The 25,827-nt window shown below is 59.3% G+C and carries 21 protein-coding genes; 7 read left to right on the forward strand and 14 right to left on the reverse strand.

The window, feature by feature from the left end:
* Positions 1–72: 72 nt before the first annotated feature.
* From PMI18_RS18155 to PMI18_RS18130, 6 genes are read left to right on the forward strand one after another with little or no spacing between them, the layout of a single operon-like run.
* Complete coding sequence (locus PMI18_RS18155; protein ID WP_033036290.1) at positions 73–555, forward strand: DUF3261 domain-containing protein; 483 nt, start codon at positions 73–75, stop codon at positions 553–555.
* Complete coding sequence (locus PMI18_RS18150; RefSeq protein WP_007899156.1) at positions 552–1,748, forward strand: beta-ketoacyl-[acyl-carrier-protein] synthase family protein; 1,197 nt, start codon at positions 552–554, stop codon at positions 1,746–1,748. The genes PMI18_RS18155 and PMI18_RS18150 overlap by 4 nt, the downstream gene beginning before the upstream one ends.
* Positions 1,745–2,203, forward strand: coding sequence for a hotdog family protein (locus tag PMI18_RS18145; protein WP_007899158.1), 459 nt, complete (start codon positions 1,745–1,747; stop codon positions 2,201–2,203). The genes PMI18_RS18150 and PMI18_RS18145 overlap by 4 nt, the downstream gene beginning before the upstream one ends.
* Complete coding sequence (gene fabG, locus PMI18_RS18140; protein WP_007899160.1) at positions 2,203–2,931, forward strand: 3-oxoacyl-ACP reductase FabG; 729 nt, start codon at positions 2,203–2,205, stop codon at positions 2,929–2,931. The genes PMI18_RS18145 and fabG overlap by 1 nt, the downstream gene beginning before the upstream one ends.
* Entirely contained in the window at positions 2,931–4,157 is a 1,227-nt protein-coding gene (locus PMI18_RS18135) for a beta-ketoacyl-ACP synthase (protein ID WP_007899172.1), read from the forward strand. The genes fabG and PMI18_RS18135 overlap by 1 nt, the downstream gene beginning before the upstream one ends.
* A 29-nt stretch (positions 4,158–4,186) precedes the next feature.
* Positions 4,187–4,633 carry a hypothetical protein gene (locus tag PMI18_RS18130; protein ID WP_007899174.1) on the forward strand — a complete coding sequence of 149 codons (447 nt, stop codon included), beginning with the start codon at positions 4,187–4,189 and terminating at the stop codon, positions 4,631–4,633.
* Positions 4,634–5,132: 499 nt separating this feature from the next.
* On the opposite strand, the gene darG is transcribed toward PMI18_RS18130, so the two are convergent.
* The 3 genes from darG to PMI18_RS18115 all read right to left on the reverse strand — a co-directional run bounded on the left by darG (position 5,133) and on the right by PMI18_RS18115 (position 8,190).
* The gene (darG, locus tag PMI18_RS18125; protein WP_033036280.1) at positions 5,133–6,209 is read right to left on the reverse strand and encodes a type II toxin-antitoxin system antitoxin DNA ADP-ribosyl glycohydrolase DarG; all 1,077 of its coding nucleotides are present in this window, start codon (positions 6,207–6,209) and stop codon (positions 5,133–5,135) included.
* 1 nt (position 6,210) lies between these two features.
* A complete protein-coding gene (gene darT / locus PMI18_RS18120) occupies positions 6,211–6,831 on the reverse strand; it encodes a type II toxin-antitoxin system toxin DNA ADP-ribosyl transferase DarT (RefSeq protein WP_007899178.1) in 621 nt (206 codons plus the stop codon).
* Positions 6,832–7,287: 456 nt separating this feature from the next.
* Entirely contained in the window at positions 7,288–8,190 is a 903-nt protein-coding gene (locus PMI18_RS18115) for a LysR family transcriptional regulator (RefSeq protein ID WP_007899180.1), read from the reverse strand.
* 152 nt (positions 8,191–8,342) lie between these two features.
* Between PMI18_RS18115 and PMI18_RS18110 the strand changes: the two genes are divergently transcribed.
* Positions 8,343–9,584 carry an MFS transporter gene (locus PMI18_RS18110; protein WP_443200866.1) on the forward strand — a complete coding sequence of 414 codons (1,242 nt, stop codon included), beginning with the start codon at positions 8,343–8,345 and terminating at the stop codon, positions 9,582–9,584.
* 172 nt (positions 9,585–9,756) lie between these two features.
* Here the strand turns inward: PMI18_RS18110 and hemE are convergent, their stop codons facing one another.
* From hemE to PMI18_RS18055, 11 genes are all read right to left on the reverse strand, one after another.
* Positions 9,757–10,824 carry a uroporphyrinogen decarboxylase gene (gene hemE, locus PMI18_RS18105; RefSeq protein WP_007899197.1) on the reverse strand — a complete coding sequence of 356 codons (1,068 nt, stop codon included), beginning with the start codon at positions 10,822–10,824 and terminating at the stop codon, positions 9,757–9,759.
* Between the two features lie 243 nt (positions 10,825–11,067).
* Entirely contained in the window at positions 11,068–12,486 is a 1,419-nt protein-coding gene (locus PMI18_RS18100) for an FAD-dependent oxidoreductase (RefSeq protein ID WP_007899200.1), read from the reverse strand.
* A 124-nt stretch (positions 12,487–12,610) separates the two neighbouring features.
* Entirely contained in the window at positions 12,611–17,056 is a 4,446-nt protein-coding gene (gltB, locus tag PMI18_RS18095) for a glutamate synthase large subunit (protein WP_007899202.1), read from the reverse strand.
* A gap of 350 nt (positions 17,057–17,406) precedes the next feature.
* Entirely contained in the window at positions 17,407–19,011 is a 1,605-nt protein-coding gene (locus tag PMI18_RS18090) for an AAA family ATPase (protein ID WP_007899206.1), read from the reverse strand.
* A gap of 10 nt (positions 19,012–19,021) precedes the next feature.
* Positions 19,022–20,122 carry a 3-dehydroquinate synthase gene (gene aroB / locus PMI18_RS18085; protein ID WP_007899208.1) on the reverse strand — a complete coding sequence of 367 codons (1,101 nt, stop codon included), beginning with the start codon at positions 20,120–20,122 and terminating at the stop codon, positions 19,022–19,024.
* Between the two features lie 150 nt (positions 20,123–20,272).
* Positions 20,273–20,791: a shikimate kinase AroK gene (gene aroK, locus PMI18_RS18080; RefSeq protein ID WP_033036282.1), complete on the reverse strand. Its 519-nt coding sequence runs from the start codon at positions 20,789–20,791 to the stop codon at positions 20,273–20,275.
* 4 nt (positions 20,792–20,795) lie between these two features.
* Positions 20,796–22,871: a type IV pilus secretin PilQ gene (gene pilQ, locus PMI18_RS18075; protein WP_007899213.1), complete on the reverse strand. Its 2,076-nt coding sequence runs from the start codon at positions 22,869–22,871 to the stop codon at positions 20,796–20,798.
* Positions 22,872–22,884: 13 nt separating this feature from the next.
* Positions 22,885–23,412 carry a pilus assembly protein PilP gene (locus PMI18_RS18070; RefSeq protein WP_007899215.1) on the reverse strand — a complete coding sequence of 176 codons (528 nt, stop codon included), beginning with the start codon at positions 23,410–23,412 and terminating at the stop codon, positions 22,885–22,887.
* Positions 23,409–24,032, reverse strand: coding sequence for a type 4a pilus biogenesis protein PilO (gene pilO / locus PMI18_RS18065; protein WP_007899217.1), 624 nt, complete (start codon positions 24,030–24,032; stop codon positions 23,409–23,411). The genes PMI18_RS18070 and pilO overlap by 4 nt, the downstream gene beginning before the upstream one ends.
* On the reverse strand, positions 24,029–24,595 hold the full coding sequence (locus PMI18_RS18060) for a PilN domain-containing protein (RefSeq protein WP_007899219.1): 567 nt from the start codon (positions 24,593–24,595) through the stop codon (positions 24,029–24,031). The genes pilO and PMI18_RS18060 overlap by 4 nt, the downstream gene beginning before the upstream one ends.
* Positions 24,595–25,659: a pilus assembly protein PilM gene (locus PMI18_RS18055; protein ID WP_007899221.1), complete on the reverse strand. Its 1,065-nt coding sequence runs from the start codon at positions 25,657–25,659 to the stop codon at positions 24,595–24,597. The genes PMI18_RS18060 and PMI18_RS18055 overlap by 1 nt, the downstream gene beginning before the upstream one ends.
* Positions 25,660–25,827: the final 168 nt, after the last annotated feature.

Consider the following 25,827-nt stretch of genomic DNA (forward strand, 5'->3'; position numbering starts at 1 on the left):
GCCGAACGGGGCGATGCGGCGTTCCGACAAACCCCCTCGCCACACAGGCTCGCTCCCACAGGGCCTGCGGTGCTGATCCGTTTTTTGCTGTTCAGTTGTGCCCTGTTGCTGAGCGCCTGCGCCAGCCAGGCACCGTTGCCCGAGCAAACCCCGAACCTGGCGTTGCCGCTGCAACTGCACATCGAACGACAGATGGCCGAGCAACGTCAGGACTGGCTGCTGGTAATCCAGCGTGAAGGCCCGGGCATTCGCTGGTCGATGATGGACCCTTTGGGGATTCCCGTGGCACGGCAGAAACTGATCGATGGCCAATGGCAGGCCGACGGCCTGCTGCCGCCCAATCCGGAAGCCCGGGAGTTGTTCGCTGCCTTATTGTTTGCGTTGACCCCTGCGGGCGAGTTGCATCGCAACTATCCCGCCGCCCGGCAGGATGGCGGGCAACGATCCTTGTCACCACGCTGGAACATCCGCTATTCACAACCACTGAGCTTTGAATTGAACGTGTCCCAAGGCCCGCATTATCGCGTCACTCCGTTAGGCGAGCACACGCCATGACGGCCTATCTGAATGCCCTCGGGGTAATCTGCGCCCTGGGCCGAGACAAGCAGGAAGTCGCCCGCAACCTGTTTGCCGGCGATTGCTCGGGCATGCGCAGCGAGGCCGGCTGGGTGGCGGAACGCTCGCTGCCGGTCGCGTCGGTGCGCGGCGAGCTGGCGCCGATTCCGCCTGAGCTGGCGCATCAAAGCAGTCGCAACAATCAATTGCTGCTGGAGGCTGCGCTGCAAATTCGCGAAGACATCGAGCAGGCGATCCAGACCTACGGCCGCGATCGTATCGGCGTCATCCTGGGCACCAGCACCTCGGGCATTCACGAGGCCAGCAACGGTCTGGCCCATTACATCCGAGAGCATGAGTTCCCTGCCGACTATGACTATCAGCAACAGGAACTCGGCGCACCAGCGACGTTTCTCGCCGACTGGCTGCAATTGAGCGGCCCGGCCTATGTGATTTCCACCGCCTGCACCTCCAGCGCCCGCGCGCTGATGAGCGCCCAACGACTGCTCGACCTGGGCATGTGCGACGCCGTTTTGTGCGGCGGTGTCGACAGTTTGTGCAAGCTGACCCTCAACGGTTTCTCGGCCCTGGAAGCGGTGTCCGAACAGCGCTGCAATCCGTTTTCAGCCAACCGCAACGGCATCAATATCGGCGAAGCGGCGGTGCTGTTTCTGATGAGCAAAAACGCCGGCAACGGCCAAGCGATTGCCCTGCTGGGCAGCGGTGCCAGCTCTGATGCACACCATATTTCCGCGCCGGAACCGACCGGCCGTGGCGCCCTGCAAGCGATGCGCAAAGCCTTGAGCCGCGCAGGGCTGCAACCGCAGCAGATCGGTTACCTGAACCTCCACGGCACCGCCACGCAACATAACGACGCCATGGAAAGCCTGGCCGTGACGACGCTATTCCCGCAAGGCGTGCCCTGCTCGTCGACCAAACCGATGACCGGCCATACCCTCGGCGCTGCCGGTGCCCTGGAAGCGGCGTTCTGCTGGTTGAGCCTGAGCGTGGACAACCGCGAGCACGCCCTGCCGCCCCACGTCTGGGATGGCCAGCCCGACCCCGAATTGCCGGCCCTGCACTGGGTGACCCCGACTGACCACCTGACGTCCATTGCACCTCGCTACCTGATGAGCAATTCCTTTGCCTTTGGTGGCAATAACGTCAGCCTGATTATCGGAGACGCTCCATGATTACCTGGCCGCTCGCCGAACTGCTGCCGCATGCCGGCGACATGATCCTCATCGAGCAAATCCTGTCGTTCGATGACGAACAGATTCATACCCGACTCACCGTCAAACCCGGCGGCCTGTTCAATCGCCCCGATGGCAGCCTGCCGGCCTGGGTCGGCATCGAGCTGATGGCCCAGAGCGTTGCCGCGTACGCCGGCTGCCATGCGCGCCAGAAAGGCAATGCGGTGGAGTTGGGTTTCCTGCTCGGCACCCGTAAATTCGAATGCAACGTGGAACACTTCCCCGCCGGTACCGAGTTGACCATCCATGGAATACGCTCGCTGGAAGACGACAACGGCATGGGTGTGTTCGAATGCCACCTCACTGCCCCCGGCATCCACGCCACCGCCCGGCTGAACGTGTTTCGCCCGCCTCAGGCCGCGCAATATCTTCATGAACCCCAAGGAGTCGAGTGATGACTGAATCCGTACTGGTCACCGGCTCCAGCCGTGGTATTGGCCGCGCTATCGCGTTGCGTCTGGCCCGGGCCGGGCATGACATCGTGCTGCACTGCCGCAGCGGTCTGGCGGACGCCGAAGCCGTCAAGGTCGAAGTCGAGACCCTGGGCCGCAACGCTCGCATCCTGCAATTTGACGTGTCCGACCGCGCCAGTTGCAAAGCTATTCTTGAAGCCGACGTCGAAGCCCGCGGCGCCTATTATGGCGTGGTGCTCAACGCCGGCCTGACCCGCGACGGTGCTTTCCCGGCCCTGAGCGAGGAGGATTGGGATCTGGTGATGCGCACCAATCTCGACGGTTTCTACAACGTGCTGCACCCGGTGATGATGCCGATGATCCGTCGTCGCGCCGCCGGACGGATTGTCTGCATCACTTCGGTTTCCGGGTTGATCGGCAATCGCGGGCAAGTCAATTACAGCGCGTCCAAGGCCGGTTTGATCGGCGCAGCCAAGGCGTTGGCGATCGAACTGGGCAAGCGCAAAATCACCGTCAACTGTGTTGCACCCGGCCTGATCGACACGGCGATGCTCGATGAAAACGTGCCGGTGGAAGAACTGATGAAAATGATCCCCGCACAACGCATGGGCACCCCGGAAGAGGTAGCCGGTGCAGTGAATTTCCTGATGTCGGCGGAAGCGTCGTACATCACCCGGCAGGTTCTGGCCGTCAATGGAGGCCTGTGCTGATGAAGCGCGTCGTCGTCACCGGCATGGCCGGCATCACCTCACTGGGCAGCGACTGGGACACCATCGCCGCCAACTTCGCGGCCAACCGCAGCGGCATCCGCCGCATGGACGAGTGGGATCGTTTCACTGAACTCAGCACACGCCTGGCCGGGCCGATCGATGACTTCAAAGTGCCGAGCCACTGGACCCGCAAGCAACTGCGCAGCATGGGCCGCGTCTCGCGGCTCGCTGTTGGTGCCGCTGAGCAAGCGTTGGCGGATGCCGGGCTGCTGGGTGACGAATCGATCAAGGACGGGCGCATGGGCGTTTCCTGCGGCTCGTCCACCGGCAGCACCGACGAGATCAAGGCGTTCGGCAATATGCTACTCAACTCGGTGGCCGAAGGCCTGAACGCCAACTCCTACGTGCGGATGATGCCGCACACCACAGCGGCTAATGTCAGCATCTTCTTCGGCCTCACCGGCAGGCTGATCCCGACCTCCAGCGCCTGCACCAGCGGCAGCCAAGGCATCGGTTATGCCTACGAATCGATCAAGTTCGGCCGCCTGCCGCTGATGCTCGCCGGCGGCGCCGAAGAGCTGTGCCCGACCGAAGCCATGGTGTTCGATGCGCTCTACGCCACCAGCCTGAAAAACGATGCCCCGCAAACCAGCCCTCGCCCTTACGACACCGGCCGCGATGGCCTGGTGATCGGTGAAGGCGGCGGCATGCTGGTGCTCGAAGAGCTCGAACACGCCCTGGCACGCGGTGCCCGCATCCACGCCGAGATCGTCGGTTTCGGCAGCAACGCCGACGGTCAGCACGCCACCCGTCCAGAGCAGCTCACCATGCGCCGAGCCATGGAACTCGCCCTGGAAGACGCCGGGCTGCAGCCATCGGCCATCGGCTATGTGAATGGCCATGGCACCGCTACAGAACAGGGCGACATTGCCGAAACACTGGCCACCAGCGCGTTGTTCGGCGAACACATGCCAATCAGTTCGCAGAAGAGTTTCCTCGGTCACACCCTGGGAGCCTGCGGCGCGCTGGAGTCCTGGTTCAGCATCGAAATGATGAACCGCGACCAGTACGTGCACACCTTCAACCTCGATGAGGTCGATCCGCAGTGCGGCACGCTCGATTACCTGCGCGGTGAATTCCGGCAGATGAGCAATGAGTACGTGATGAACAACAATTTCGCTTTTGGTGGGGTCAACACCTCGTTGATTTTCCGCCGCTGGTCGTAATCGAATAACTCAGGGTCAAGGAGACCTTCATGCACTTCAAGAAACTCGCTGCCGCCGCCACCCTGCTGATCTGCGCATTGCCGAGCATCAGCCAGGCCCGTGACACTGCGGTGTATCTGCCTTTTGACAAAGCCGTCGCCGAAGCAACCCGTGCCGGCAAAATCGATGGCAGCGTGAAGTTCTACCTGGCAGGCAATACACCGACTGGCAACGTCACCGTCCTCAGCGCCGGCGCTGTAACCAACAAGAAAACCAACGCCTTCAACAAGTCTGACGAAGTGGCCTGCGAATGGGTCGCGCAATCGGCAATCATCAGCCTGCACCAGGCCGCGAAGAACGCCGGCGCCAACGCCGTGACCAACATCGTCAGCTTCTACAAAAGCAATGAGCGCAAGGATGCCAAGAATTATGAGTGCCACGCAGGGGCGCTCATGGCGGGTGTCGCGTTGAAAGGGGATTTGGCGAAGGTTCAGTAAGACCTTGAGTTCAATAGGAGGACGAGCCGAACGCTCGTCCTGTGGCGAGCGAGCTTGCTCGCGCTGGGCTGCGCAGCAGCCCCCAAATCCTGACGTCACTGAAGATTTTGTGAGCGCTACGTACTCAAGCGGGAGCAAGCTCCCTCGCCACAATGACAAAGGGCGCCTTTCGGCGCCCTTTTTTCAAACAGGTCGGGTTGTCATCGCCCTTTACCTGTCTGGCTCTGTGATGGCTGGTTGTCCAAGATCCTCAGAGTCTTACAAGCCCCTTTCGGGAACGCGTTCAGCTAACGCTCCTCCTTGCCAAGTGTGTAAAGGACTTCCACCCCCACGTCAGCGTGGCCACCATAGCCAAGCTGATTCCGTTTACGCGCAACGCGTCATTCCTGAAAGCACAACGAACAAAGCCCCTAGATTATTCAGCTACTGGGCTTTCAATGGCTCTGCTTGAGAGCGCAACGTGAAGTAATCTTGAGCTGTTTTGAGAGTTCGACAGGCACTAATTGATATATGCGCTGCTTTTTGATTCTCGGTCCCAGTTCAATTCCTTGAGTCGATTCCATGCGCGTTTTAGATGTTCTGGCTTCATCTGTGACTTTTTGCGAGAACTCCAATCCTGCACCGCTCTGACCGCGACGTCAGCATCATTATTGGCCGATGGCGTATGACACATAACCCAATGAACAGTGCTTAGTAACTCCATACCATACGGATCTTCAAATCCTTCAATAAGCTTAGCAACCCGTTCCATTTTTTTATGTGTATCGACATCGTTCTTCAAAAACTCAACAGCCTCGGACACCGCATCTGCTTTAAGTTCAAGCGGCTTCGTCGGTGCGTCTTTGCCATCGCCATATCCATGAATGAAGTGACCATCAATTTTTATCAGTACTTGTCGTAAATTCTTTGCATAAGGACCAAATGGCTTGGGTTCGAATTGAAGCCGTAATGACTTGCCGCTTTCTTGCAAGAAATACATGAGCTTGTGAACTTCTAATAGGCTGACGCAAGGATCTAGAAATCCTTTCAAGTACTGCTGCATCAGTACAACAAGCGCTGCGCGACCATCGGTCATTTTGGGACGCTCCGTTGCATTCAGCATTTCTTTGGCAGCAGGTGCACCGTGTGGCGAGAACAGCAAAACCTCAACCTCCGGCACAGTGGCAAACGCCTGCTCAATTGCTGGCTTAACTTCACTCCAATCTAGACCGCCCAAACCACAGCCTAGCGGTGGAATAGCGATAGACTTGATATGTAAGTTATTCACTGTCTGCACCAAATCTTCCAGTCCGCGTTGAATGCTTTCAAGCTTACTTTTTGAACGCCAGTGACCCTTCGTTGGGAAATTAATAATCCACCGCGGACCACCAACTAATCCACCTAGATCATAAACATGAACCTTGCCAAGTTTTACTGTCTGATCCTTGCAAGCTTGCTGGTAGCTCTTATACATTTCAGGAAAGGCTTGCTTAAACTGCAATGCTATCCCTTTGCCCATTACGCCTTCGGTGTTGACTGTATTCACCAAAGCTTCCGCAGGCGCAGTGAGAAGATTGCCTTTGCTAAGTTTGATCATGTCAGTAGTACCAGTCATTTTTCACCTTTACTTCGGGCCGGTGGGCAGAACGCTGCAAAATTGCACCTACCCGCTGCGCTACATCTGCATTATGACAACCAATGCCATGGAAGCGGTTCCATTGAAAATGCTCCTCAACCAGAAACTCCGCCTGCTTCTCATGAGTTTTACCTTGCCAAAATCTGGCGTTAATCGCTGACCAATCCAAGTCTACCATCGAGGTCAAATCATCATAAAAAGAGGTATGGCACGCCCCCGCATTTCCATCACTGAAGGCCCAATCACGGTCGTCAGGCAATGCATTTCCGACAGAGCTCACCAGATGGAGAATTTCTGTTTGGCAGCCTGCAACTCTACCTGTGTTACCAAGATTAATAGTGTAGAGCATAGGAGAGCGGGGACAAAAATAGAAAGGGACAAACTCACCTACGTATTTTGAATCGCAGCAATCCACTGTTAAGACTTCAAGCCTACGCTGCTTGATATGGGGGTAGCCGATTATTTCATGCCCACCTCGGGCGGCCATAACAGCATCAGAAAGCAACCCACACTCCATGATAGCTGGGAGGTTTGTGATGTCGGTGATGTGATAAATCAACTTTTCATGTGGTCTGAATGTCATCAACAATCGCCTGTGCCTAGCATCTCAAAGGCCTGACCTTCCCATCGTGAGGCACGACAGACAGGGGTGGCATTGTGAGCGCTGCCGTCCGTGTAGGTACTCAATGATATGCCATACCTGTCAGAGATGCGTCAGGGTATTTAATGGATTCATTGTCGTGCACTACGAACAATGTCGACAACGGAATGGTACTCGACAGATTCCCAGCTCTGTACATAGCTGAGATCAGGGGCCTGCAACAAATCCTTCTGCATGGCAGAGAGTGATTAATGCAAGTGCGGTCCAATGCACGATCATTTTCATCAGATGAACGGCCGTGACCATATGCACAGCACCACCTAAATCCACGACCTACATTCGCTCAAGCAGGCTGCTACCCAGCCCGTTTGAACGACGAGCGCCCAGCAGGTGTGGTGCTGCAGTGCTTTTTATGTCAAGGAGAGACCATGCAAGCCGTCACGGCTTCAGAGGCTCAACCTTACGCGTCAACAACTCCACAAACGCCTTGGCCATCGGCGACTTCTGGTCCTTGCGCTGCACCAGCCACACTGCCGACACCGCTTCCGGATCCAGCAACGGCCGATACACCACGCCATCGATACGCATCCGCTGATAAGACGCCGGCAACACCGACACCCCAAGCCCCGCCGCCACCAAACCAATGATGGTCATCGCCTCGCCAGCCTCTTGGGCAAAGTGCGGGCTGAAACCGGCATCCCGTGCAAGGCTGAGCAATTGTGCGTACAAACCACTGCCATAGCTGCGAGGGAAAAATACGAACGGTTCGAGGGCCAGGGCTGACAGGAACAGGCCTTCTTCGCTGCCATTCACCAGCGGATGCTTGGAACTAAGCACCGCCACCAGAGGCTCACGCATCAGTTCCACTACGCTGAGCGAGTCCGGCAGCCCAAGCGGTCGCATGATCCCGACTTCGATCGACTCATCAACCAGTGCATCGGCCACTTGAGTGCTGCTCATTTCCCGCAGGTTCAGGTGCACCGCCGGGAAGCGCTGGCGAAACGAGAAAATCGCTTGGGGAATGGTCGAGTTGAACGGTGCCGACGAAGTGAAGCCGATCTTCAGTTCACCCAATTCGCCGAGTTGTGCCCGCCGTGCTACATCCGCCGCTTTGTCGACCTGAGCCAGCGCCAGCCGCGCCTCTTCCAGGAACAACCGCCCCGCCTCACTGAGTTCGACCCGACGATTGGTTCGTTCGAACAACCGGGCGCCGACCTCCTGCTCCAGCGCCTGAATCTGCTGGCTCAGCGGTGGTTGCGAGATGCCCAGCACCTGGGCGGCGCGGCCGAAATGCAGTTCTTCGGCGACTGCAATGAAGTAGCGCAGGTGGCGCAATTCCATGAAAACTCCATTAGGTCGTTAAACCTATCAAACAGGTCGAACAATATATTGGATTGAATCATTAGGCAGCTATATGATTTTTCCATTGCCTGACCGGGCTGCGCCCTCCGAGGTCCGAAGTGAAAACTGCTGTCGCCCCACTCGCCCATGAAATTCCGCCCACTGCGCTGGATGATGTCGTCGTCGAGCGAAGCGAGATCTACATCGAAAAAGGCACGCCGATGTTCATGCGCACGGTGCTGGCGCTGTTCTCGGGAGGCTTCGCGACCTTCGCTCTGCTTTATTGCGTGCAGCCGATGATGCCGCTGCTGTCCCACGAATTTTCCATTAATGCTGCGCAGAGCAGCCTGATCCTGTCGGTCGCCACCGGCATGCTCGCCATCGGCTTGCTGATCACCGGCCCCATCTCTGATCGCATCGGGCGTAAACCGGTGATGGTCGCCGCGTTGTTCGCCGCCGCTCTCTGCACCATGGCCAGCGCAATGATCCCGAGCTGGCAAGGCGTGCTGGTGATGCGGGCGCTGGTGGGCCTGTCGTTGAGCGGTCTGGCGGCGGTGGCGATGACTTACCTGAGCGAAGAGATCCACCCGCAGCACCTTGGTCTGGCCATGGGTTTGTACATCGGTGGCAATGCCATCGGCGGCATGTGTGGACGATTGATCGTCGGGGTATTGATCGACTTCGTCAGCTGGCACACGGCGATGCTGGTCATTGGTGGCCTGGCGCTGATTGCCGCAGCGGTGTTCTGGAAGATTCTTCCCGAGTCGCGCAACTTCCGCGCTCGCTCACTGCATCCGCGCAGCTTGCTGGACGGCTTCACCATGCACTTTCGCGACGCCGGCCTGCCCTTGTTGTTTGTCGAAGCATTTGTGCTGATGGGCGCGTTCGTCACGCTGTTCAACTACATCGGTTATCGCTTGCTGGCCGAGCCGTACCACATGGATCAGGCCTTCGTCGGGCTGCTCTCGGTGGTGTACCTGTCGGGCATCTACAGCTCGGCGAAAATCGGCGCCCTGGCCGACCAGCTCGGCCGGCGCAAAGTGCTCTGGGCAACCATCGTGGTCATGCTCGCGGGCATCGCCCTGACCATGTTCACGCCGTTACCGCTGGTGATTCTCGGCATGCTGATTTTTACCTTCGGCTTCTTCGGTGCGCATTCGGTGGCCAGTAGCTGGATTGGTCGTCGTGCGATCAAAGCCAGAGGACAGGCGTCGTCGCTGTACCTGTTCAGCTATTACGCCGGGTCGAGTATCGCGGGTACGGCGGGCGGCGTGGCCTGGCACTTGGGTGGATGGAACGGGATCGGGCTGTTTATCGGCGGGTTGTTGGTGATTGCGCTGTTGGTGGCGTTGAAGCTGGCGAAGTTGCCGCCGTTGGGTGATGTGAAAGCTTGACGCAAAACCATGTGGGAGCGGGCTTGCTCGCGAAAGCGGCGGGTCAGTCGACATCGATGTTGAATGTTCAACCGCTTTCGCGGGCAAGCCCGCTCCCACATTGACCGAGTACTACCTGATGTCTCAAACAAAAACGCCCGGCATAAGCCGGGCGTTTTTTATCGGGCGACGATCACTCGTGATACTGCGCCGACAACTCATGCACCGCTCGCAGGAACGCACCGGCATGTTCTGGATCGACTTCCGGGGTGATGCCATGACCGAGGTTGAACACGTGGCCGCTGCCCTTGCCGTAGCTGGCGAGGATGCGGCCGACTTCGGTGCGAATGGCTTCTGGCTTGGCGTAAAGCACGGTCGGGTCCATGTTGCCTTGCAGGGCGACTTTGCCGCCGACGCGTTGGCGGGCTTCGCCAATGTCGCAAGTCCAGTCCAGGCCCAACGCATCAGCGCCGGCGTCGGCAATGCTTTCCAGCCACAGCCCGCCGTTCTTGGTGAACAGGATGACCGGTACTTTGCGGCCTTCGTGTTCACGGATCAGGCCGCTGACGATTTTGCGCATGTAGGCCAGGGAGAATTCCTGGTAAGCCGCTGCGGAGAGGTTACCGCCCCAGGTGTCGAAGATCTGCACCGCTTGCGCGCCGGCCATGATCTGGCCGTTGAGGTAGCTGGTGACTGACTGCGCGAGTTTATCCAGCAGCAAATGCATGGCTTGCGGGTTGTCGTAGAGCATGGCTTTGGTCTTGCGGAAGTCTTTCGACGAGCCGCCTTCGACCATGTAGGTGGCCAGGGTCCATGGGCTGCCGGAGAAGCCGATCAGCGGCACGCGGCCGTTCAGTTCACGACGGATGGTGCTGACCGCGTCCATGACGTAGCCGAGGTCTTTGTGCGGATCAGGAATCGGCAGGGCTTCGATGTCAGCCATCGTGCTGACGACTTTCTTGAAGCGCGGACCTTCACCGGTTTCGAAGTACAGGCCTTGGCCCATGGCGTCCGGGATGGTGAGGATGTCGGAGAACAGGATCGCCGCGTCCAGTTGCGGATAGCGGTCGAGCGGCTGCATCGTGACTTCGCAAGCGAACGCCGGGTTCATGCACAGGCTCATGAAGTCACCGGCCTTGGCACGGCTGGCGCGGTATTCAGGCAGGTAGCGACCGGCCTGACGCATCATCCACACAGGGGTGACGTCTACGGGTTGCTTGAGCAGGGCGCGAAGGAAACGGTCGTTCTTCAGGGCAGTCATGTCGGCATCCGAAAAAAAAGTGCGGGCATTTTCTCAGAGCGCGACGCAAAAGGCACGGTTGCAGGTCAGCCTTTTGTCTATCGGGTCAATTTGTCGCGGGGGAACTCCTTCTTCGCAACACCCCAAAACCAATGTGGGAGCTGGCCTACCAGCGATGCGGCCACCTCGGTGTGTCAGTCAGACCGAGGTGATGCTATCGCTGACAGGCCAGCTCCCACAGGGTTACTGCATGTCAGGTCGAGGTCAGACGCCCAGGTAATCCAGGATCCCTTCAGCCGCATTGCGGCCTTCGAAGATCGCCGTTACCACCAGGTCGGAACCGCGCACCATGTCGCCACCAGCGAAGATTTTCGGGTTGCTGGTCTGGTGCTTGTATTGGCCTTGTTCCGGCGCCACGACGCGGCCCTGGCTGTCGGTCTGGATGCTGAATTGCTCGAACCACGACGCCGGGCTTGGACGGAAGCCGAAGGCGATGATCACGGCGTCGGCCGGGATGATCTCTTCGGAGCCCGGGATCGGCTCGGGGCTGCGGCGGCCACGGGCGTCCGGCTCGCCGAGACGGGTCTCGACCACCTTCACACCTTCGACACGGTCTTCACCGACGATCGCGATCGGCTGGCGGTTGTAGAGGAATTTCACGCCTTCTTCCTTGGCGTTCTTCACCTCTTTGCGCGAGCCCGGCATGTTCGCTTCGTCACGACGATAGGCACAGGTCACCGACTTGGCGCCCTGGCGAATCGAAGTACGGTTGCAGTCCATCGCGGTGTCGCCGCCACCCAGTACCACGACCTTCTTGCCTTTCATGTCGACGAAATCTTCCGGCGACTTTTCAAAGCCCAGGTTGCGGTTGACGTTGGCGATCAGGAAATCCAGCGCGTCATGCACACCCGGCAGATCCTCACCGGCAAAGCCGCCCTTCATGTAGGTGTAGGTGCCCATGCCCATGAACACGGCATCGTATTCTTCGAGCAGATGCTCGATGGTCACGTCCTTGCCCACTTCAGTGTTCAGACGGAACTCGATACCCATGCCGGTGAAGACTTCGCGGCGATTGCTCAGCACGGTCTTTTCCAGCTTGAACTCGGGGATGCCGAAGGTCAGCAGACCGCCGATTTCCGGGTTCTTGTCGAACACCACCGGGGTCACGCCGCCGCGCACCAGTACGTCGGCACAACCCAGGCCGGCAGGACCTGCGCCGATCACCGCGACACGCTTGCCGGTCGGTTTGACCTTGGACATGTCCGGGCGCCAGCCCATGGCGAACGCGGTATCGGTGATGTACTTCTCGACCGAGCCGATGGTCACCGCACCAAAACCGTCGTTGAGGGTGCAGGCACCCTCGCACAGACGATCCTGAGGACACACCCGGCCACAGACTTCCGGCAGGGTGTTGGTCTGGTGCGACAGCTCGGCGGCCTGCAGGATGTTGCCCTCGGCCACCAGTTTCAGCCAGTTGGGAATGAAGTTGTGCACCGGGCACTTCCATTCGCAATACGGGTTACCGCAACCCAGGCAGCGGTGGGCCTGATCGGCCGACTGCTGGGGTTTGAAGGGTTCGTAGATTTCCACGAACTCTTTCTTGCGTTGACGCAACAGTTTCTTCTTCGGATCTTTGCGCCCGACATCGATGAACTGGAAGTCGTTATTCAGACGTTCAGCCATTGTTAAAACCTCTCAACAGCAGCTCGAAGCTGAAAGCTTCAAGCTGCAAGACAATCACGGTGGCAGGCACATCGCGCACTGCTGTTAACTGGCGGCTTAAAGCTTGCCGCTTGCAGCTGCGTCGTTACTGCGGACTGGCACGAGTACTGGAGAGCAACGTTTTCAGGCTCGCCGCCTTAGGTTTGACGAGCCAGAAACGACGCAAATAGTCATCGAGGTTTTCAGCGAGGTTACGACCCCACTCGCTGTCGGTTTCCTCGACGTATTCGTTCAGCACGCGTTGCAGGTGGCTGCGATAGGCTTCCATCGCCTCACCGCTGATCCGCTGGATTTCCACCAGTTCGTGGTTGACCCGGTCAACGAAGGTGTTGTCCTGGTCGAGCACGTAGGCGAAACCGCCGGTCATGCCGGAGCCGAAGTTGTAACCGGTCTTGCCCAACACGCAGACGAAACCACCGGTCATGTACTCGCAGCAGTGATCGCCAGTGCCTTCCACAACAGTGTGAGCACCGGAGTTACGCACCGCGAAACGCTCGCCCGCGGTACCGGCGGCGAACAGCTTGCCCCCGGTGGCGCCATACAGGCAGGTGTTGCCGATAATGGCACTGTCCTGAGTCTTGTAGATGCTGCCCTTCGGCGGAACGATGACCAGCTTGCCGCCGGTCATGCCCTTGCCGACGTAGTCGTTGGCGTCGCCTTCCAGGTACATGTTCAGACCGCCGGCGTTCCACACACCGAAGCTCTGACCCGCCGTGCCTTTGAAGCGGAAGGTGATCGGCGCGTTGGCCATGCCCTGGTTGCCATGCTTGCGAGCAATTTCACCGGAGATCCGTGCGCCGATGGAACGGTCGCAGTTGCAGATATCCAGGGCGAAATCGGCGCCGCTCATGTCGTTGATGGCCGAGGTGGCCAAATCGACCATCTTCTCGGCCAGCAGGCCTTTGTCGAACGGCGGGTTGCGGTCGACCTGGCAGAACTGAGGCTTGTCTGCCGGGATGTGATCGCTGCCCAGCAACGGGGTCAGGTCCAGGTGGTTCTGCTTGACGGTCTGGCCTTCGAGGATTTCCAGCAGATCGGTACGACCGATCAGCTCTTCGAGGGAGCGCACGCCCAGCTTGGCCAGCCACTCACGGGTTTCTTCGGCGACGTAGGTGAAGAAATTCACCACCATGTCGACGGTACCGATGTAGTGATCCTTGCGCAGCTTCTCGTTTTGAGTCGCAACGCCGGTGGCGCAGTTGTTCAGGTGGCAGATGCGCAGGTATTTGCAGCCCAGGGCGATCATTGGCGCGGTGCCGAAGCCGAAGCTTTCAGCGCCGAGAATCGCCGCCTTGATCACGTCGAGGCCGGTTTTCAGGCCGCCGTCGGTCTGCACCCGGACTTTGCCGCGCAGGTCGTTGCCGCGCAGGGTCTGGTGGGTTTCGGCCAGGCCGAGCTCCCACGGAGCGCCCGCGTATTTGATCGAGGTCAGCGGCGATGCACCGGTGCCGCCGTCGTAGCCGGAGATGGTGATCAAGTCCGCGTAGGCCTTGGCCACACCGGCAGCGATGGTGCCGACGCCCGCTTCTGCAACCAGCTTCACCGAGACCAAAGCCTTCGGGTTGACTTGTTTCAGGTCGAAAATCAGCTGCGACAAGTCTTCGATCGAATAGATGTCGTGGTGCGGCGGAGGCGAGATCAGGGTCACGCCCGGCACTGCGTAACGCAGTTTGGCGATCAGACCGTTGACCTTGCCACCTGGCAGCTGACCGCCTTCGCCGGGCTTGGCGCCCTGAGCGACCTTGATCTGTAGCACTTCAGCGTTGACCAGGTATTCCGGGGTTACACCGAAACGGCCAGTCGCCACTTGCTTGATTTTCGAGCTCTTGATGGTGCCGTAGCGCGCCGGGTCTTCGCCGCCTTCGCCGGAGTTGGAACGCGCACCGAGGCGGTTCATCGCTTCGGCCAGGGCTTCGTGGGCTTCCGGCGACAATGCGCCCAAAGAGATGCCCGCGGAGTCGAAGCGCTTGAGCACCGATTCCAGCGGCTCGATCTCACTGATGTCCAGCGGCGTGTCCAGGGTCTTGACCTTGAACAGATCGCGGATCATCGACACCGGACGGTTGTCCACCAGCGCCGTGTATTCCTTGAACTTGCTGTAGTCGCCCTGCTGCACAGCGGCTTGCAGGGTGCTGACCACGTCCGGGTTGTAGGCGTGATATTCGCCACCGTGGACGAACTTCAGCAGGCCACCTTGCTGGATCGGCTTGCGCGGGCTCCAGGCTTCAGCCGCCAGGGCTTTCTGCTCGGCTTCGATGTCGACGAAACGCGCGCCCTTGATGCGGCTCGGTACGCCACGGAAGCTCAGGTCGCAGACTTCTTCGGACAGGCCGATCGCCTCGAACAGTTGCGCACCGCGGTACGAGGCGATGGTGGAGATGCCCATCTTCGACAGGATTTTCAGCAGGCCTTTGGTGATGCCTTTACGGTAGTTCTTGAACACCTCATAGAGGTCGCCCAGCACTTCACCGGTGCGGATCAGGTCGCCCAGCACTTCGTAAGCCAGGAACGGATAGACCGCCGAAGCGCCGAAACCGATCAGCACCGCGAAGTGATGCGGATCGCGGGCGGTAGCGGTTTCCACCAGGATGTTGGAGTCGCAACGCAGGCCTTTTTCGGTCAGGCGGTGGTGCACCGCACCGGTCGCCAGCGAAGCGTGGATCGGCAACTTGCCCGGGGCGATGTGACGGTCACTCAGCACGATCTGGGTGCGACCGGCGCGAACGGCTTCTTCAGCCTGATCGGCAACATTGCGCACTGCGGCTTCAAGGCCGACGCTCTCGTCGTAGTTGAGGTCGATGATCTGGCGTTCGAAGCCCGGACGATCGAGGTTCATCAGCGAGCGCCACTTGGCCGGGGAAATGACCGGCGAGCTGAGGATCACGCGCGAAGCGTGTTCCGGCGATTCCTGGAAGATGTTGCGCTCGGCACCGAGGCAGATTTCCAACGACATGACGATGGCTTCACGCAGCGGGTCGATCGGCGGGTTGGTGACCTGCGCGAACTGCTGACGGAAATAGTCGTACGGCGTGCGCACGCGCTGGGACAGCACGGCCATCGGCGTATCGTCGCCCATCGAGCCAACGGCTTCGTAGCCTTGTTCGCCGAGCGGACGCAGCACCTGGTCGCGCTCTTCGAACGTAACCTGATACATCTTCATGTACTGCTTGAGCTGATCGACGTCGTAGAACGCCGAACCATGGTCGTTGTCTTCCATGGTCGCCTGGATGCGCAGGGCATTCTTGCGCAGCCATTGCTTGTACGGATGACGGGACTTCAAGCGGTTGTCGATGGCGTCGGTGTCGAGGATCTGACCGGTTTCGGTGTCCACGGCAAAGATCTGGCCAGGGCCAACGCGACCCTTGGCGATCACGTCTTCAGGCTGGTAGTTCCAGACACCGATTTCCGAGGCCAGGGTAATGAAGCCGTTCTTGGTGGTGACCCAACGCGCCGGACGCAGACCGTTACGGTCAAGCAGGCACACCGCGTAACGACCGTCAGTCATTACCACGCCGGCCGGGCCGTCCCACGGTTCCATGTGCATCGAGTTGTATTCGTAGAACGCCCGCAGATCCGGGTCCATGGTTTCGACGTTCTGCCACGCAGGCGGAATGATCATCCGCACGCCACGGAACAGGTCGATGCCACCGGTGACCATCAACTCGAGCATGTTGTCCATGCTGGAGGAGTCGGAACCTACGCGGTTCACCAGCGGGCCGAGTTCTTCCAGATCCATCAGATCGTTGGTGAACTTGGTGCGACGGGCCTGAGCCCAGTTGCGGTTGCCAGTGATGGTGTTGATCTCGCCGTTGTGGGCGAGGAAGCGGAATGGCTGAGCCAGCGGCCATTTCGGCAAGGTGTTGGTGGAGAAGCGCTGGTGGAACACGCAGATCGAGGTTTGCAGGCGCTGGTCGCTCAGGTCTGGATAGAAGGCGGTCAAATCCGCCGGCATCATCAGGCCTTTATAAATGATGGTCTTGTGGGAAAAGCTGCAGATGTAGTGATCGACGTCGGCGGCGTTGGCCACGGACGAACGACGACGGGAGCTGAACAGCTTGATCGCCATATCCTGATCGCTCAAGCCTTCACCACCGATGAACACTTGTTCGATCTGCGGCAGGCGCTCGAGGGCCAGACGGCCGAGGACGCTGGTGTCGATCGGCACTTTGCGCCAGCCGACCAGAGTCAGACCTTCGGCAAGGATCTCGCGATTCATGTGCTCGCGAGCGGCTTCGGCTTTCACCGGGTCCTGGTTGAAGAAGACCATGCCCACAGCGTATTGCTTGGGCAGTTCGACGCCGAAGGTTTCCTGGGCGATGGCACGCAGGAATACATCCGGCTTTTGAATCAGCAGACCGCAACCGTCACCGGTCTTGCCGTCGGCGTTGATCCCACCGCGGTGGGTCATGCAGGTCAGGGCCTCAATGGCCGTTTGCAAAAGGGTATGACTGGGCTCGCCCTGCATATGGGCTATCAGGCCGAAACCGCAGTTATCCTTGAATTCATCTGGTTGGTACAGACCTGCTTTCATAGACACTTTCTCACCAGGCTGCCTCTTATCGAGGCAAATTTCTTTTCAATTCAACCAGTTACCATCCACGCCGAACGTACGTCAGCTTTGTGGGGGCAAAAGGGAGGTCATTGTACACACCGACACGGAGGCTCACAAATTTGACGACGAAATGTCGCAAATCTATGTCGCATTTGTGAAAGGTTTAAAGCGATATGCTGTGCTAGTCAAAACTTTTTTAATTTTGACCGCAGCGACTCAAAGACTACTGTGACGCAGACACCACAAGGCACGCGGTCTGTAGAGACGGCATGCACTTGCAGAAATTTTGAGGTGCCGGGAGAGGCGGCCTGGGTAAGGCCGCCGAATCTTCAGCGAGTTGTTGCCAGTTCCTGTTGGACGCTGGCGACAGTGCGAGGCCAAGGTTTACCAGCCTGAACCTTCGCTGGCAAGGCCTTGATGGCGGTAACGGCCGCATCGCGGTTGGCGAAGCTACCGTAGGTGATGACGTAAAGCGGCTTGCCGTTGAGTACTTTCTTGAAATAACGGTACTCGCCGCCCTGCTCTTTGACGAAGCTTTGCGCGGCCGATTCGGAGCTGGTGCCGAGGATTTGCACCACGTAGTTACCCGGTGCCTGACCTGCGTACCAGCTGCCACCGGCGGCTTTGGCCACGGTGGCTGGCTTCTCGGCAGGTTTGACCGCGGCGACCGGCTTGGCAGGCGCTGGAGCCGGCTTGGCAACAGGTGCAGGCGCTGGCTTGGCTGTCGCGACCTGAGTCGGCGCAGGCGTTGGCTTGGGGGTCGGTATTGAAGTCGGCGCTGGCGTTGGCGCAGGGCCCGGCTGGATGCCGGCAGGCGGCGCAGTCGTGGTCACGGTTGGCGGTGTAGCGCTGGAACCTTCGACCGGCACGCCGTCATCGCCTTCGGTGATACCACCGGCCGCTTCGGCCAACGGACCACGCATCACCGGCTGCGAGTTGCCGACCAACGGCAACGGCATCGGTTGCGTATTACCGGCGAACTCGACGGAGGGAGCGCCACCGCTGTCAGGTTGTGGCGTGCCCTGGCCCAGCGGCAGTTGTGCCTGTTCGTTGGCAGGTGCGCCGGTGGTCGGCGCTTTGCTACGGCCCGGCATCAACCAGGCGGCGGCTACCGCGACCACGACAACGGCGGAAATCGCCAATACGTGTTTCTTCGGCATGTTGAACCCCATACTTGGACGCTTCACCGCTGAGCGGCTGGCAATCATGGCTTCGATCATTGCATCGCGGGCGACCTGGTTGATGGTGCCAGGCCAACCGTCGGAGCTTTCGTGAATATCAGAGATCTGATCCGCGGTGAAAAGTTCGATACCCCGGCCAGCGCCTTCAAGACGCTGATCCAGATATTCGCGGGTTTCTTCTTCGGCGTAGGGCTGCAATTCGATGACGTGGAAACGCTCTTCCTCAAGGGTCAGCGCTTCAAGCTGGGCAATCAGCGAAGACTCACCGAACAGGAACACGTGTGGGCGACCTTCCGGTGCGCCCGCGGCCAAGGCCAGCAAGGCTTCCAGCGCGGACTCGTCGAGCTGCTCGGCGTCATCCACCAGCAAATAGACTTCCTGCCCCGTGAGGGCAAGCTGTACCACTTGGGCCAGAATGGCGCCGATTTCGGCCTGCTCGACGTTCAGCGCCTGAGCCACCTGACGCAGCATACCGGCTGCATCGCCGGCACCACGGGCGGAAACCACCACGCTCTGCACTGACTGTTTGTTGGTGCTAGCCACCAGAGCCTGACGCAACAGGGTTTTGCCGCTGCCTTGAGGGCCAGTGACTACCAGCAACAACTGGCTGTAACGGGCCAGATGATGCAGTTGCCCCAGCACCGGTTTGCGCTGGGCCGGGAAAAATTTGAAGCCAGGCACCCGTGGAGCGAAAGGGTCATGACTTAACTGGTAATGGCCGAGGAAAGCCTCGTCGGCATGCAAACTAGTCATCGGGATCTTATTAACCTTTAAGCTGAGCCAGGGCGCGGTAATCCGCTCCCAGCGTGGCCTGTAAAACCTCTTTCGGATAATCGTCGGTCACCACTGCTTCGCCCATGTGGCGCAGCAGCACCAGGCGCAAACGACCGTCGATCACTTTCTTGTCAATTGCCATGTGCTCGAGAAAATCGGCTTCGGTCATCTCTTCCGGCGGAATGACCGGCAAGCCGGCACGCTGGAACAGACGAATACCGCGATCACGCTCCTGTTCGCTGATCCAGCCCAGGCGCGCGGACATCTCCAAAGCCATTACGGTGCCAGCAGCCACTGCTTCACCATGAAGCCAGACACCATAGCCCATATGGGTTTCGATCGCGTGGCCAAAGGTGTGGCCCAGGTTCAACGTGGCACGTACGCCCGTCTCTTTCTCGTCGGCACCCACCACCGCAGCCTTGGCCGCGCAGGAGCGTTCGATGGCATAAGTCAGGGCGGTCTGATCGAGCGCTCGCAGGCGATCGACGTTTTCTTCGAGCCAGGTCAGGAATGGCTCGTCGCAGATCAGCCCGTATTTGATGACTTCCGCCAGCCCGGCAGACAGTTCGCGGGGCGGCAGAGTATTGAGGGTGGCGGTATCGATCAGCACCACGTTGGGCTGATAGAAGGCGCCGACCATGTTCTTGCCCAGCGGGTGATTGATCCCGGTTTTGCCGCCCACCGAGGAGTCGACTTGCGACAACAACGTGGTCGGTATCTGGATGAAATCGACGCCTCGCTGGTAGCAGGCGGCCGCAAAACCGGCCATGTCACCGATTACACCGCCACCGAGGGCGATCACCGTGGTACGGCGATCGTGCCGGGCAGTCAGCAGGCCGTCGAAAATCAGTTGCAGGGTTTCCCAGGTCTTGAAGGCTTCGCCGTCGGGCAGCACCACGGAAATCACCGAGAACTGCGCGAGGCTGCGGGTCAGACGCTCCAGGTAGAGCGGCGCGACGGTCTCGTTGGAGATGATCGCTACCTGCCGCCCGCGGATATGCGGGGCCAGCAGCTCAGGCTGATCCAACAAACCTTCGCCAATATGAATCGGGTAGCTGCGCTCGCCTAGATCGACCTTGAGTGTCTGCATGTGTCCCCACAGTGAAGATGGAATCAGGCGTCCTGCCTTGAGTTTACGAATTCCATGGCGTCTGCTGGTGTGACGCCATTCGGTAGCCAGCCGCCACAACCTTGAGCGGTTGCGACAGGACGCCGAGGATAGCGCATTTCGCGCCGCGCATTAACGGGGCGGTAGCTGTTGCAAGCGTTCGAGGATATCGAGCACCACCATCCGCGGCGGCCGCTCATCGGTTTCAACCACCAGGTCGGCGATTTCCCGATACAGCGGATCACGGATCGCCAGCAAGTCGCGCAGGGTTTTCGCCGGGTCGGCGGTGCGCAGCAGTGGCCGATTGCGGTCCCGAGCTGTTCGGCCGACCTGCTGCTCGACAGACGCATGCAGATACACCACCCGACCACCAGCGCGCAGCGCTCGACGATTGGCTTCGCGCATCACCGCGCCGCCACCGGTCGCCAACACCACGCCGTCGAACTCGCACAGCTCGGCAATCATCGCCTGCTCGCGGTCACGAAAGCCCGGTTCGCCTTCCTTATCGAAAATCCACGGGATATTGGCGCCCGTGCGCAATTCAATTTCCTTATCGGAATCTTTGAATGGCAGGCGCAGCTCTTTGGCCAGCAACCGGCCGATGGTGCTTTTTCCAGCCCCCATCGGTCCAACAAGAATCAAATTTCGCACAGAATCAATGACTCACAGCAATCGCCTGATTGTTCATGATACGCGGAGTGAGAAATACCAGCAGCTCGGATTTTTTCTCCGAAACCACGTCACGCCGGAAAAGGCGGCCAAGATACGGCACATCACCGAGAAATGGCACCTTATCTACAACCTTGCTCTGAGTATTTGAGAAAACCCCACCAATGACGATGGTCTCGCCGTCGTTAACCAACACCTTGGCGTTGACCTCGTTTTTCTTGATCGGCGGTACATCCTGCACTTTGTTCAAGTAATCCGGTTCATCCTTGGTGACTTTGACCTCCATGATGATGCGGTTGTCCGGCGTGATCTGCGGGGTCACTTCCAGGGACAGCGAAGCTTCCTTGAACGACACCGAGGTGGCGCCGCTGGAGCTGGCTTCCTGATAGGGAATCTCGGTGCCTTTGAGGATTTTCGCGGTTTCCTTGTCGGACGTGACCACTTTGGGTTGCGAGACGATTTCGCCGTTGCCGGTTTTCTCCATGGCCGAAAGCTCAAGGTCCAGCAGCACGTTGTCGGTAATGAAGGCGATGCCGATCCCCGAAGTATTGCCAGAGGTCCCCAAGTCGACGAACGGCGAGTTGGTACTGGTGCTGCCCGGCGTACCAATGGTGGTCGAAGAGCCGTTGACCCCGGAGGTGTTCCAGTTACCCTTCTGCACCGAACCACCCCAGCGCACGCCAAGGCTTTTGTCATAGTCGACGTTGGCTTCCACGATGCGAGCCTCGATCATCACCTGACGCACCGGAATATCCAGTTGCGCAACGATACGGCGCAGTTCGTCGAGGCGATCCTGGGTCTGGTAGGCAATGATGTTGTTGGTTCGCTCATCAACCGTGATCGAACCTCGCTCGTCGACTTTCGCTTCGGCGCTGGTCACTGACTGGAACAGCTTGGCGATATCGGCGGCCTTGGCGTAATTGACCTGTAACAGCTCGCGACGTAGAGGCGCCAGTTCGGCGATCTGCTTCTGCGACTCCAGCTCCTGACGCTCTCGGGCAGCGATTTCATCAGCCGGCGCCACCAGCAGCACGTTACCAATCTTGCGTTTATCCAGGCCTTTGGTTTTCAACACCAGATCCAGCGCCTGATCCCACGGCACATTCTGCAGGCGCAACGTGATGCCGCCCTGCACCGTGTCGCTGGCCACCAGATTGAGGTTGGTAAAATCGGCGATCAGTTGCAGCACCGAGCGCACATCGATGTCCTGAAAATTCAGCGAGAGTTTTTCGCCGGTGTAGGCAAAGCGTTCGGCGTTGCGCTTCTGCAAGTCATCGACAGTCATCGGCCGGATGCTGATGGTCAGTTTGTTGTCGGTCTGATAGGTCGAATAATCGAAGGCGCCACTGGGCTCGATACTGATAATGGCCCGGTCGCCCGTGGCACTGGCGTTGACGAACTGCACCGGCGTGGCGAAATCCTTGACGTCGAGGCGTACACGCAACCGTTCAGGCAGTTGGATCTTGGTGAACCCGACGATGATTTTGCCATCGCGCTCCTGGATGTTCGGGGCGATGGACGGATCCGACAGATCGATGACCACATTCCCCTCACCCTGGGTGCCGCGCTGGAAATCCACGCCCCGGATGGCTTTGCCCACGGGAGCACTGGCTCTGGCGGGCGCAGGTGCTGCAGTGGCCGCGCGCGGTGCGCTGGTGGCCGGTTTGGGCGCCTTATTACCGGCCGCCTGCCCGACGACCACAAACAGATTGTTGCCTTCGACGCGGGCGTTGTATGGCGTTAATTGAGTCAGGCTGATGATCAGCCGTGTGCGGTCCTTGGCCTCCACTACCGTAGCGCTGCGGGCATTGCCACCGCCCAGGTCGCGATTCTTGTTCGCCAGCTGACTGGTGACCCCCGGCAGGTCCAGCGCAATCCGCGCAGGCTGCTCTGTCGTGTAACCGTGGGGCTGCGGCGGTGGCCCATCGAACGACAACTTCAACTCGACACGGTCACCGGGCAGCGCAGCGACATCCAGCGCTTTGAGGTTGGCCGCCACTACCATCGGCGACAGAAACGCTATCCATAGCGAAATACCGAAGGTTGAGAAAATCCTGTTCATTATTCGAGTTCCACTATGAGTGCTCTTTCAAAGGGATGGTTCGCGGCCGTTCCAGCCAGGCACCTTCGCCATCGGGAACGATTTCGACCACGTCGACTTGCGAACCGCTGATGGCGACGATCCGTCCATCGTTACGCCCCAGGTAATCGCCGACTTTCAGCCGATGCACGCCGCCCGCCCCGCGCAGCAGCGCAAAGGATCCGGCGGCATTGGAGATAGTGCCGACCATTTCAAATTGCTCGATGTTGAAACCTTCGAGGTACTGCTTGACCCGGTTGGGGTCGGGTTTGACGTTGCGCGAGCCGTGCTTCTGCCCGGCCAGATCGACTCTGACCTGCCGGGAGAACGGGCTACGCAGGTTGGCAGCGTTGTAGGCGAATGTCGGGTAAGACCGGAATGTAGGCGTTGGTTCAATCTTGCCGGGTGCACGCAGGCGCACTTCGTTCAGGTAGGCGTCCAGGTCGCTGAAATCATTGTCGCCGCCACAACCGGCGAGGAGAACCAGACACATAACCATCGACAGGCAACGAATAGGGCTCATTTCTGCAACCCCTTGTCGTTGTAGCGATAGGTCTTGGCAAGGATGCTCATGCGCAACTTCGGACCGCCATCGGGATTGGCCGGTGCCAGGTCGAAGTCATGCAGGGTGACGATCCGCGGCAGCCCGGCCACGCCGCTGACGAAAGTGGCCAGGTCGTGATATGCGCCGGTGACGGTGATCCGGATAGGTAGCTCGATGTAGAACTGCTGGGTGACTTCCGGGAGCAGCTTGATCTCTTCGAACTCCAGGCCGCTGCCCAGGCCGGTGCGGGTGATGTCCTCCAGCAGGCCGGGCACTTCGGTGTCGCTGGGCAACTGCCGTAATAGCATGCCGAAGGAGTTCTCCATTTCCTTCATCTGCTGGGTATACAGCTCCAGATTCGCCGCCATGTGGGCCTTGGTCGCGAATTGCTCCTTGAGCGTCGACTCTTCCTCGCGCCTGAGTTCCAGGTGGTTTTGCAGATCGCTGATCAAGAAGCTGTAGCCCAGGGCCAGCACCAGAACCATCAGCAGGACACTCGCCAGGACCTTGATCGGCGCAGGCCAGGAGCCCATGTTGTTGGTGTCCAGATCGCTGATGTCGATCTGGCGCAACCCTTCGAACCATTCGGACGGCTTCATTTAGCGCCCCCCACAACTGCGGGCTGAGTCTGACGGACGGTCAACTGAAAGACATTGGCCTGATCCAGCTGACCAGCGGTGGTCGCTTTGACCTCCGTAAGGTTGGGCGCATCGAACCAGTCGGAGGCATCCAGATTGCGCATCAGATCCGAAACACGATTATTGGACTCCGCCGCGCCGGTGATGGACAACGTCTTGCCGACCATTTTCACTTCAGTGAAATAAACTCCGTCCGGCAAAGTACGCGCCAATTGATCGAAAATCCTCCCGCTGATCGGTCGGTTGCCTTGCAGGTCCTGGATGATGCGCATGCGCTCGACGAGTTGCTGGCGACGGGCCTTCAGGTCGCTGATTTGCTTGATCCGCTCGTCGACCACGGCAATTTGCTTGCTGATGTAATCGTTACGGGCGACTTGCCGATTAATGGCGCTGTTAATGACCTGGTCCGCGATCAGCAACGCCGCCACAGACCCCACCAGCACACCGATCAACGCCAGTAAAAAGCGTTTGCGACGCCCTTCGCGCAACTCTTCACGCCAGGGTAAAAGATTAATCCGCGCCATCAGTCGAAACTCCTGAGGGCCAGACCGCAGGCGATCATCAGTGCCGGGGCATCACTCGCCAAGGCACCGGCGTTGACCTTGCTGCTCAGGGTCATGTCGGAGAATGGATTGGCGACCTGGGTCGGTGTACCCAGCCGCTGCTCGATCAATCGCTCCAGCCCGGGGACCGAGGCAGTGCCGCCGGCCAGGAGGATGTGATCGACCGAGTTGTATTGGCCGGAGGCGAAGAAAAACTGTAACGAACGCGACACCTGCTGCACCAGCGCATCACGAAACGGCTGCAAGACCTCGCTGACGTAATCGTCCGGCAAACCGCCCTGCTTCTTCGCCAGCCCCGCCTGCTCGACCGTCAGGCCATAACGACGCTGGATCTCTTCCGTCAGTTGACGGCCGCCGAACAATTGTTCGCGGGTGTAGATGATCCGCCCGTTGTGCAGCACGCTCAGGGTGGTCATGGTAGCGCCGATATCGACCACCGCCACGGTCAGACGCTCCTGAGAAGCGGCCAACTGGGTTGCCAGCAGTCCGAACGATCGCTCCAGGGCATAGGCTTCGACATCGACCACACGCGCGGTCAATCCGGCCAGAGCCAGGGCCGCTTCACGGACTTCGACGTTTTCCTTGCGACACGCCGCCAGCAGCACATTGACCCGCTCGGGGTTGCGCGCCGACACGCCCTGCACTTCGAAGTCGATCGCCACTTCGTCCAGTGGATAAGGGATGTACTGATCGGCCTCGATCTTCAGCTGGTTTTCCATCTCGTCGTCGGAAAGACCGGCGTCCATCTCGATGGTCTTGGTGATCACCGCCGAACCGGCCACCGCCACAGCGACGTTTCTGAGGCTGGTTTTGGCCTTGGCCAGCACGCGCGCAAGGGCCTGCCCCACGCCTTCGAGCTCGGCAATATTTTTCTCGACCACGGCACTGGCGGGCAGCGGTTCGACCGCATAGGCCTCGACCCGATAGCGGTCGCCCTGGCGACTTAGCTCCAGTAGCTTCACCGACGTGGAGCTGATGTCGATCCCCAAAAGCGTATTGGCTTTTTTATTGAAGAGTCCTAGCACTACCAATTCCCTATGACTATCCGTGAGTTACGGACTCTGTAATATCCATTGCGTTCAATACCCCCCGTCTTGACAGAAGCGCAAATGACGCCCCCTACGGAAAAATGCTTATAATGCCGAGCGTTTTTTCCGCTTTCACTGCAAGCGCGGGTCATTCTCTGTATAGCC

It is taken from the genome of Pseudomonas sp. GM102, assembly GCF_000282555.1.
In the GTDB taxonomy this organism is placed as follows: domain Bacteria; phylum Pseudomonadota; class Gammaproteobacteria; order Pseudomonadales; family Pseudomonadaceae; genus Aquipseudomonas.

Excerpts from the sequence above, each read along its gene's own strand:
- PMI18_RS18090 (WP_007899206.1), bottom strand. The coding sequence starts at position 19,011 with ATGACTAGTTTGCATGCCGACGAGGCTTTCCTCGGCCATTACCAGTTA.
- PMI18_RS18070 (WP_007899215.1), bottom strand. The coding sequence starts at position 23,412 with ATGAGCCCTATTCGTTGCCTGTCGATGGTTATGTGTCTGGTTCTCCTC.
- PMI18_RS18135 (WP_007899172.1), top strand. The coding sequence starts at position 2,931 with ATGAAGCGCGTCGTCGTCACCGGCATGGCCGGCATCACCTCACTGGGC.
- darG (WP_033036280.1), bottom strand. The coding sequence starts at position 6,209 with ATGATCAAACTTAGCAAAGGCAATCTTCTCACTGCGCCTGCGGAAGCT.
- pilO (WP_007899217.1), bottom strand. The coding sequence starts at position 24,032 with ATGAAGCCGTCCGAATGGTTCGAAGGGTTGCGCCAGATCGACATCAGC.
- PMI18_RS18060 (WP_007899219.1), bottom strand. The coding sequence starts at position 24,595 with ATGGCGCGGATTAATCTTTTACCCTGGCGTGAAGAGTTGCGCGAAGGG.
- gltB (WP_007899202.1), bottom strand. The coding sequence starts at position 17,056 with ATGAAAGCAGGTCTGTACCAACCAGATGAATTCAAGGATAACTGCGGT.
- PMI18_RS18150 (WP_007899156.1), top strand. The coding sequence starts at position 552 with ATGACGGCCTATCTGAATGCCCTCGGGGTAATCTGCGCCCTGGGCCGA.
- PMI18_RS18115 (WP_007899180.1), bottom strand. The coding sequence starts at position 8,190 with ATGGAATTGCGCCACCTGCGCTACTTCATTGCAGTCGCCGAAGAACTG.
- PMI18_RS18145 (WP_007899158.1), top strand. The coding sequence starts at position 1,745 with ATGATTACCTGGCCGCTCGCCGAACTGCTGCCGCATGCCGGCGACATG.
- PMI18_RS18130 (WP_007899174.1), top strand. The coding sequence starts at position 4,187 with ATGCACTTCAAGAAACTCGCTGCCGCCGCCACCCTGCTGATCTGCGCA.
- fabG (WP_007899160.1), top strand. The coding sequence starts at position 2,203 with ATGACTGAATCCGTACTGGTCACCGGCTCCAGCCGTGGTATTGGCCGC.
- aroB (WP_007899208.1), bottom strand. The coding sequence starts at position 20,122 with ATGCAGACACTCAAGGTCGATCTAGGCGAGCGCAGCTACCCGATTCAT.
- hemE (WP_007899197.1), bottom strand. The coding sequence starts at position 10,824 with ATGACTGCCCTGAAGAACGACCGTTTCCTTCGCGCCCTGCTCAAGCAA.
- pilQ (WP_007899213.1), bottom strand. The coding sequence starts at position 22,871 with ATGAACAGGATTTTCTCAACCTTCGGTATTTCGCTATGGATAGCGTTT.
- darT (WP_007899178.1), bottom strand. The coding sequence starts at position 6,831 with ATGACATTCAGACCACATGAAAAGTTGATTTATCACATCACCGACATC.
- PMI18_RS18100 (WP_007899200.1), bottom strand. The coding sequence starts at position 12,486 with ATGGCTGAACGTCTGAATAACGACTTCCAGTTCATCGATGTCGGGCGC.